We start from the raw sequence: 6,737 nt of genomic DNA on the forward strand, positions 1-6,737 counted from the left end.
GTCTTATCCCTCGAAATTGGAGGTTAATAATTATGAATAGGAAAAAAAATATTCATAAACTTGATGCAATGAAAATAAAAAAGAACATTAAAAAGATGGGAGAGCTTTTATGTGATGCTGGCCTTATAACTTCTGAGCAATTGCAAAAGGCATTAGCCAAGCAACAGAAAACAAATAAAAAGCTCGGAGAAATTTTAGTGGAAATGTGCTTCATTTCCCATATGGATATTGCAAAGGTTCTTGCTCTTCAGCTTGGAATACAATTTATAGATTTCTCCGAAACAGCCGTTGAACCAGAGGCAATTCAATTAGTTCCGGAAAAACTTTGTAGAAAGCACACTCTAATCCCTTTAAGTGTAGATAAAAAAGTCATAAAAGCAGTTTTCGCAGATCCCCTTGACCTTAGTGCAATAGATGAGCTCAGATTTGCCTCTGGAAGAAATGTACAACCCTGCATCTCAACACCTGATAAAATTCGGGAAGCAATAGCGCATAATTATCATATCAACATTCCTCTTCAAGATTTGATAAGTAGCCTTCCCATTCAATCACCAGTTGAAATTGTTTTTGAAGGAGACAATGAGCTTGATATATCTGATCTCATAAAAAGAAGTGAAACAGCACCGGTTATTGCAATGGTAAACAGCATAATAATCAATGCAGTTCAACGAAGGGCAAGTGACATTCATATAGAGCCACAGCAAAAGTTTGTCAATCTTAGGATGAGAATCGACGGACTGCTCAAAGATATAATGACTCTCCCGAAATGGGTGCAATGTCTTGTTATTTCAAGAATCAAGATTATGGCAAAAATGGATATATCTGAAAAAAGAATACCCCAAGATGGTAGAATAAAAATTCGCATCAAAAACAAAGAACTTGATCTTCGTGTTTCTTCTCTTCCAACTCAGTATGGCGAAAACATAGTTATAAGAATACTTGATATGAAAGCTGATTCCTTTCAGCTTGAAAACATTGGATTAGGCAGTGAAGAGTTGAAAAAGGTAATTTCAATGATAGACCGTTCTCAAGGAATGATTCTTCTCTCCGGTCCTACAGGGAGCGGCAAAACATCAACACTGTATGCAATGCTCAATCGGATTAAATCCAATACTATACATATTGTTACTCTCGAAGATCCCATAGAATATGAAATTCCCGGAATTAGTCAGGTAAATGTAAACGAAAAAGTAGGATTGACCTTTGCTTTCAGTCTGAGGTCGATATTAAGGCAGGATCCTGACGCGATAATGGTTGGTGAAATAAGAGATGTCGAAACAGCATGCATTGCGGCACAAGCATCAATTACAGGACATCTTGTATTGAGCTCGGTTCATACAAATTCTACTATATCCACTATAACCAGATTGAAGAATATGGGAGTTCCCTCTTATTTAATATCATCATCACTGAACGGCATTATCTCACAAAGACTGGTTAGGTTAATCTGTCCAAATTGTAAAACAAAATATAATCCTTCAGAAGAAGAATTCGTAAAAATAGGCCTTAGACCTGAAGATATAAAAAATAACAATTTCTATAAAGGTACGGGCTGTCAAAAATGCTCGCATACAGGCTATTCAGGCAGAATCGGAGTTTTTGAAGTTTTGACTATAACGCCTAAATTTCGGGAACTGATAAACAATGACGCTCCTGCAGAGCTATTACAAAAGGAAGCAATCAATTCGGGAATGAAATATATGATTTTTGATGGATTAGAAAAGGTGAAGAAAGGATTAACCACTTTGGAAGAATTAAACAGAGTTCTAATCTTTGAAGAAGAAGAAATTAGAAGTGTTATATGTCCCAACTGCAATTCCTCTATAAAGTCCGATTTCATCAATTGTCCCTTCTGCGGTATAACATTGTCAAAAGTGTGTCCTTCATGCGGAAGACAAAAAGAAGAAAATTGGAAATACTGTCCATATTGTAAGAACAATTTTCAAGAACTAAACTATGCATAAAAAAGACAAAAATAAACATACAATAGTGGATAAGGAACTATTGATTATATTCTTACTTGTCCTGATATTAGGCATAATCTATTATTTTGTTAAAAATCAGCTGGCTTTTTTAAACTTCTTTTATTTGCCTGTGGTATTAGGGGCTTTCTTCTTTGGGAAGAAACATGGCACCTATTCAGCTCTCCTTTCTGTCCTCCTCATAGTGCTGATGGCATATTTTGTGCCTGAAACATTTATTGATGACGGAAATATAGTAATCAATAAATGGATTAACATTGTCATATGGGGCAGTTTTCTAATCTTAACGGGCTATACAATGGGATTTCTCTATGAAAAACAGAAAAATTATACATACGAATTGAATAATACTTACAAAGGCATCATCACAATGCTTTCAATCGTAATAGATTCTGTTGACAAATATACTCAAAATCATGCTTATCGCGTCTCAAAGTATTCAGAAATACTTGCACGTGCAATGAAACTTAATGAAAAAGAAGTAGATGATATAAGGACTGCAGCTCTTCTTCATGATATAGGGAAAATTGGGGTAAGTGAAAAAATTCTAAATAAAATAAGCAAACTTTCTGAAAGAGAAAGAAAAGAAATGAATTCCCATACAAAAAATGCAGAAGGATTGTTGTCCCCTATAGGAGGAAGGATTTTGGATATTCTTCCTTTAATTATAAACCACCATGAAAAGTATGATGGAAGCGGATACAATTCTCTAATGGGAGATTCAATCCCCCTTGGCGCAAGAATAATTGCCGTTGCCGATGTATATGATGCCCTGACTACAGACAGGCCATATAGGAAAGCCCTCTCCCCTATTGAAGGAAGAAATGAAATAATAAAAGGCGCTGGGTCGCATTTCGACCCTAATGTTGTAAAATATTTTGAAAAAGTCTTTCCTGAATTCTTAAACATAATGGATGATGCACCACAAATCGACGCCGCCTAAAATCATCTGTAATTTCCTAATAACCATCCCTTTGCTATTATTTATTTGACAAAGAGCAATATCTTGCTATAGATTCCTACATTCTTTAAATCTGCTGATCTTTTCAACTCTTGATTTTTTTTGGGATTATTCAAAAGAATACCAATTTTGGAGTTATTGATTTTATTTATTGCTATTTGAAAGGTGATTGTGATGAGTGCTAAGATTGCTTTTGTCTTTCCCGGACAGGCATCCCAATATGTTGGTATGGGAAGAGAATTGTATGAAAACTATGAATCTGCAAAAAATGTTTTTGAAGAAGCAGATAAAGCACTTGGGATAAGCATAACCTCCCTTTGCTTTGAGGGTCCTGAAGAAAGACTAAAACAAACAGAGATTACTCAGCCTGCAATATTGACTGTGAGCATTGCCGCACACAGGGTAGTTTCTGAAAAAGGATTAAATCCACTTTTCGCTGCCGGACACAGTCTTGGTGAGTATTCAGCCCTTGTTGCGGCAGGAGTTATTGATTTTTCAGAAGCAGTGAAGCTTGTCAAAATCAGGGGAAGACTTATGCAGGAAGCAGTACCTGAAGGCAAAGGGGCTATGGCTGCCATTCTTGGAATGCAAAAGGAAGATATTGAAGATTGTATAAATTCACTTACAGGGCTCATTGTATCAGTGGCTAATTACAATTCTCCTAAACAGACAGTAATTTCAGGCAAAAAAGAAGATGTTGAAAAAGCCGTTACACTTTTAAAAGAAAGAGGGGCAAGAAAAGTCGTAATGCTTCCGGTGAGTGCGCCTTTTCATTGTGAATTGATGAAACCAGCTGAAGAAAAACTGATACCTCTTCTTGATGAAATCAAATTCGCTCCGTCAAAGTTTCCTGTATTTGCAAATGTAGATGCAACAGAAACAAATGGCGGCGATGAAGCAAGGGAAAAATTAAAACTTCAAGTTTCCCGCTCAGTGCTTTGGCAGCAGTCTGTTGAAAATATGAGAAAAAAAGGCGTTGACACTTTTATTGAAATAGGTCCCGGCAAGGTGTTATCAGGTCTTATCAAGCAAACAATACCAAATGTAGAAATATTTAATATCGAAGATAAAAAAACTCTTGAAAAAACCTTTTCCTCTCTTTAAAAGAAATATGTTTTTTCAAATTTTGAGGATATAATATGAACAATGAAAACAGAACAGCATTTGTTACAGGTGCTGCCCGCGGTATCGGAAGAGCAATAGCAGAAGAATTGGCAAAAGAAGGATGTGATATAGCCGCAGTGGACATCATCGAAGACTTGCTTGCCGATACAAAAAAGGCAATAGAAGAAATTGGAAGAAAATGTCTAATCTGCGCCTGTGATGTAACATCTTCCGAAAATGTAAAAGAGGCAGTTGAAAAAACCATCAACGAATTTGGAAAGATTGATATACTTGTAAACAATGCCGGGATAACGAGGGATAATCTTCTTATAAGGATGAGCGATGAGGAGTGGGACCAAGTATTAAATATCAATCTCAAAGGAACATTCAATTGTATAAGAGCAGTGGCAAAACAAATGATGAAGGCAAGAAAAGGAGCTATAATAAACATTGCCTCCGTTGTAGGCGTAATGGGAAATCCCGGTCAAGCAAACTATGTGGCTTCAAAAGCCGGAATAATCGGATTGACTAAAAGCGCTGCAAAGGAGCTTGCATCAAGAAACATCACTGTTAATGCAATAGCCCCCGGCTTCATTGATACGGATATGACAAAATCTCTGCCCGAAAAAGTTAAAGAAGAAATGTTAAACAGCATTCCCTTAAAACGATTTGGAAATCCGCAAGATATTGCAGATGTAGTAAGCTTTCTCGCTTCTGAAAAAGCGTCATACATTACTGGTCAAGTCTTCAATGTAAATGGCGGAATGTATATGTAACAAAAAATAAACAACCATAGGAGGTAATAGTTTGATGACTATAGAAGAAAGAGTTAAAAAAATTGTAGCAGAAAATCTTCAGATTAGTGAAGATAAGGTAACACCTGAGAAATCATTTTTTGATGATTTAGGTGCTGATTCGCTCGATGTAGTCGAACTTGTGATGGCTCTTGAAGAAGAATTTGGAATGGAAATTTCTGATGAAGACGCTGAAAAGATAGTCACAGTAAAAGACGCTATTGACTATATTTCTGAACGCGCAAACCAGTAAATTAATTATGAAAGGGTGGATATGAATAGAATCTCTTTATATCCGCCTTTTTAATTTAAATGGATTACAAAGAATTCGAAAAAAAGATTTCATACTCATTCAATAAAAAATCCCTTATAAAAAAAGCTCTCAATCACACATCTTCCCATAAAAATAATAAAAGCGGTAAAAAAAATAAGAGAGAAAATATAACCCTTGAATTTATTGGTGATGCTGTATTAGAGCTTGCTTCAAGAGAATATCTTTTAAAGAAATATAAAACTCTTTCAGTTGGCGATATTTCAAAAATCAAAACAAGAATGGTATCTGATAAAACTCTTTCATTTTTTGCAAAAAAAATAAATCTCGACAAATTTGTTAAAATCGCAAAAACAAAAGAGCCTCAAAGAAGAAATATGGATGCTGTCCTCGCAGCAACAATGGAAGCCGTGATAGGAGCAATTTTTTTTGATTCCGGACTTGAAAGCGCAAAAAAATTTGTAAGATATAAAATCTTTCTTCCCTTTACCAAAAACAAAGACCTTATTAGAGAAGATTTTAAATCGATCTTTCAGGAAAAATATCAGAAAATTTATAAAAAACCTCCTGAATATTTTGTTGTAGATGAAAAAGGGCCTCCCCACAATAAAACATTTATCATAGAATTGATTCATTCAGGGCAAACTCTCGGAAGAGGGATTGGAAAAACAAAAAAAGAAGCAGAACAAAAAGCTGCTGAAAAAGCACTTACATTCTTTAAGAAAAAATGAAGCATCTAATAATTCCAGTTTTCATACCTCACGCTGGATGCCCTCAAAAGTGCATTTACTGCAATCAAAATAAAGTCACTCTTGAAAAAGGATTTCCAAAAACAGATGTCATTGACAGAAATGTAAACCTATACTTGAATTCTTCAAAAAAAGACAAAAGAAGTAAGAGGAAATATTCAAATATATCTAATGAGGCAATCAAAGTTGAAATAGGGATCCCTTTCTTTCGAGAGACAATAAGAGAAATAGCTTTTTTTGGAGGCAGTTTTACGGGAATAGACAACAAGATACAGAAAGAATTTCTCGATGGTGCACAGAAATGGATTTCTGCTGGAATCGTTGACGGAATCAGAATTTCAACGCGCCCTGATTTAATAAATGAAGAAAATATTGAATGGCTGAAAGAAAAGAAAGTTACGACAATAGAATTGGGCGCCCAATCTTTTTCAGACGATGTATTGAAAAAATCTGAAAGAGGGCATTCAACTTATTCAACTATTCGCGCATCAAAAATAATCAAGAATGCTGGTTTAAGACTGGGGATTCAGCTTATGATGGGTCTTCCCAAAGAAGATGAAAAAAGTTTCATCGCTGGGATAAAGAAGGCAGTTTCTTTGAAGCCCGAGTTTATAAGGATTTATCCCTTATTAATATTACCTGAAACAAAGATTATGGAGATGTACTTAAAAAATGAATATAAACCTTTATCGCTTGATGAAACTATTCATATGGGTGCAAAAGCGCTTAAAATTCTTTACAAGAATAATATTCCCTGCATTCGATTTGGTTTGCCTGAAAACAATGAATATAAAGGTACATCCATAATTGGACCCTATCATCCATCGCTGAAACATATGATTGACTCAAAACTTGCTTATGCTACGATGTATCGCA

Annotated in this window: 7 protein-coding genes; all 7 read left to right on the top strand. The window is 35.3% G+C overall.

The window, feature by feature from the left end; translation table 11 throughout:
* Positions 1-32: 32 nt before the first annotated feature.
* Positions 33-1,964 carry a type II secretion system protein GspE gene (locus D6734_12470; protein ID RMF92350.1) on the top strand — a complete coding sequence of 644 codons (1,932 nt, stop codon included), beginning with the start codon at positions 33-35 and terminating at the stop codon, positions 1,962-1,964.
* Complete coding sequence (locus tag D6734_12475; GenBank protein ID RMF92351.1) at positions 1,957-2,925, top strand: HD-GYP domain-containing protein; 969 nt, start codon at positions 1,957-1,959, stop codon at positions 2,923-2,925. The genes D6734_12470 and D6734_12475 overlap by 8 nt, the downstream gene beginning before the upstream one ends.
* A 192-nt stretch (positions 2,926-3,117) precedes the next feature.
* Positions 3,118-4,047, top strand: coding sequence for a [acyl-carrier-protein] S-malonyltransferase (gene fabD / locus D6734_12480; GenBank protein RMF92352.1), 930 nt, complete (start codon positions 3,118-3,120; stop codon positions 4,045-4,047).
* Positions 4,048-4,082: 35 nt separating this feature from the next.
* Entirely contained in the window at positions 4,083-4,823 is a 741-nt protein-coding gene (gene fabG / locus D6734_12485; protein RMF92353.1) for a 3-oxoacyl-[acyl-carrier-protein] reductase, read from the top strand.
* 34 nt (positions 4,824-4,857) lie between these two features.
* Positions 4,858-5,094, top strand: coding sequence for an acyl carrier protein (locus tag D6734_12490; GenBank protein RMF92354.1), 237 nt, complete (start codon positions 4,858-4,860; stop codon positions 5,092-5,094).
* Between the two features lie 59 nt (positions 5,095-5,153).
* Positions 5,154-5,843 (top strand): ribonuclease III, encoded by a 690-nt coding sequence (gene rnc, locus D6734_12495; protein RMF92355.1) that lies wholly within the window; start codon positions 5,154-5,156, stop codon positions 5,841-5,843.
* The coding region (locus tag D6734_12500) for a radical SAM protein (GenBank protein ID RMF92356.1) at positions 5,840-6,737 on the top strand (898 nt) is incomplete at its 3' end. The genes rnc and D6734_12500, both read left to right, overlap by 4 nt.

Source organism: Candidatus Schekmanbacteria bacterium (genome assembly GCA_003695725.1).
Classification (GTDB): Bacteria; Schekmanbacteria; GWA2-38-11; order GWA2-38-11; family J061; genus J061.